The 2,730-nt window shown below is 79.4% G+C and carries 1 protein-coding gene; it reads left to right on the top strand.

The features are described from left to right. Nucleotides 1-31: 31 nt before the first annotated feature. Nucleotides 32-2,730: 2Fe-2S iron-sulfur cluster-binding protein (locus tag AOK16_RS28785; RefSeq protein ID WP_079101707.1), on the top strand; the 2,699-nt coding region annotated here is incomplete at its 3' end.

Consider the following 2,730-nt stretch of genomic DNA (forward strand, 5'->3'; position numbering starts at 1 on the left):
CCACTGCCCGGGTGCCCCCGGGCAGTGGACCATGCCGTTCGCGGACTCCGGCGCCACGGGCGGGGGCTGGGGCACGGCGGGCACCGGCGCGGTCGACCCGGGCCAGTGGACTGTCCCCGCCGCCGAGGAGTTGCACGACGACTCCGGCGACTACGTGATCGACGGCGGCCGGGCCGCCCCGTACGGCGGTCAGTGGTACGAGGGCCAGGCCGCGCCTGCTCCGACGGGCCAGTGGAGCTTCCCCTCGGCCCCCTCTGTCCCCTCGACCGGGGCCGGGGCCGGGCGGCAACAGCCCGCCCAGGACGGGGAGTTGTCGTACGAGGACGGCCCGGCGCCCGGCGAGCGGGACGCTCCCGGCGGCCACGACGGCTGGACCACGACGGCCGCGGCGACCGGCCACTGGACGTACGCCGCCCAGGCCCCCGACGACGTGGACGAGCCTCCGGTGTCGTGGCCCGACCCGTCGTCCCCCGACGGCCGGCCCGGCCTCGGCTACGCCCCCGAACGCCACCTGCCGCCGCACTTGGGAGCGGAGAGCGGGATCCCCGGTGGGTCGGATGCGGGCTTGCACGGCGGTGCGGGGCCCGATGTCCGTGGCGGCCCGGAGGCCGGCGCGCGCGGCGGCCTGGGGCACGATGCGCACCGCGGCCCGGAGCCCGATGCCCATGGCGGTCCGGAGGCCGGCGCGCATGGCGGTCTGGGGCAGGATGCCCGCGGCGGTCCGGAAGCCGATGCCCACGGCGGCCCGGGGCGCGATGCCCGCGGCCGCGCCGAGGGTGGGACGGCCGGTGCGCAGGGCGGCGAGGCCGGCGACCGCGGCGCGGTCCCGGGAGCCACTGCCGACGGCGGCACCGCCTGGCCGACCCCCTCCTCCGGCACGCCCTGGCAGCCTTCGCCCGCCGAGGGCCAGCCGCAGGGCGGTCGCGGGGCGACGCCCGGCGCACACGACACCGGCTCGGTGCCCGGCCGTGCCGCCGAGGACGTGATCAACCGTCTGACGCGCGCGGCGTCGGTCGCCGCCGAGCGCGCCCAACGCGCGGAACAGGCGTCCGCGATCCGGCCCGAGAGCGCGGACGGCGCTGACCGCGCGGACGAGCGCCGCGCGGGGCAGCCGGAGCCGGCCGACGGGCCGGGACGGGACGAGGCCTACCAGGGGCCGGGAGAAGCCGCCGCGCAGGGCCCGACTTCCGTACGGGGCGGGGCTGTTGGTGGTGCCGGGCGGCCTGGGGGCGACAATGCTCCGGCCGACGCCGCGCAGGGCGGGACGGCCTACGCGGTCTCGGCGCACGCCGACGGCCAAGGCCTCGCGTCCGCCCACGGCGGGGGCGTCGGCGACGCCGGGCCCGCCGAGTCGGAATGGGGCGAGTCGGCCCATGCGGTGCCGGGGGGACCGCCGGAGGCGGCAGAGCCCGGTCCGGACGAGGCCGCTTACGCGGGTCCGGATGAGGCGGTCTACGCCGGTCCGGACGAGGCCGCCCATGCCGGGGCGGATGGGACCGCTTACGCCGGTCCGGGCCAAGCACCCCATGCTGGGGCGGACGGGCAGGCCTACGCCGGTCCGGACGAGGCCCCCCATGTCGGAGCGGACGGGCAGGCCTACGCCGGTCCGGACCAGGCCGCTCACGCCGGGGCGGCCGAGGCCCCCTACCCGTACCCCCACGACACGACCGCCGAGGCCGTCCGCGGCGAGGACGGTCTGGGTGCCGGCCGCCACGCCGACGGCCGGGATGCCGCAACAGCCGGCCGGGGCGCGGGCGTTGACGCCGACGGCGCGGAGCCCGGCGACTCGGCCGCCGCCGGGACGGCGCCCGGTCCCATGCCGGATGAGGCACCGGCGTCCGATGCCGAGGCCTCCGAGGGCCCGGGTCCTTCGGGCCCGCGGTCGGAGGAGGACCCAGGTGCCGACCCAGGTGCCGGGGAGGCCTCGGGGGCCGGGGGCGAGAGGACCGCACATCGCGTCGCGGACGCGGACGGCGGCGCCGAGGGTGCCGACGGCGGTGAGGACCCCGATGGCCCCGCGGTTGCCGGCGAGAGCGTCGGCGGCGCCGGGGAGACGAGCCCGTCCGCCGACGGCGAGCTCCCCGACGCCGACCCGGTCGCCGCCCAGGCTCTGGCCGAGGCCGCGACCGACTCCGACGGCGCCGCCGCCCCCCACAGCGAGCATCCCCACGCCTCGTACGTCCTGACCGTCAACGGCGCCGACCGCCCCGTCACCGACGCGTGGATCGGCGAGTCCCTGCTCTACGTCCTGCGCGAGCGCCTCGGGCTCGCGGGGGCGAAGGACGGGTGCTCGCAGGGCGAGTGCGGGGCCTGCTCGGTACGGGTCGACGGGCGGCTCGTCGCCTCCTGCCTCGTACCGGCCGCGACCGCCGCGGGATGCGAGGTGCGGACGGTCGAGGGGCTGGCCGAGGACGGCGTGCCCTCGGACGTCCAGCGGGCGCTCGCGGCGTGCGGGGCCGTGCAGTGCGGGTTCTGCGTGCCGGGGCTCGCCATGACCGTGCACGACCTGCTCGCGGGGAACCCGGCACCGACCGAGCTGGAGACCCGGCAGGCGATCTGCGGGAACCTGTGCCGGTGTTCGGGGTACCGGGGGGTCCTGGAGGCGGTGCGGGAGGTCGTCGCCGCGCGGGCGGAGCACTCGGAGCCGGAGGCGGACCCGGAAGCCGCCGAGCCGCGGCCGCCCTCGGCCGGCCCGGACCCGGAGAACGCCCCGCGCATCCCCCACCAGGC

Origin of the sequence: Streptomyces pathocidini (assembly GCF_001418495.1) — a bacterium.
Lineage (GTDB): Bacteria > Actinomycetota > Actinomycetes > Streptomycetales > Streptomycetaceae > Streptomyces > Streptomyces pathocidini.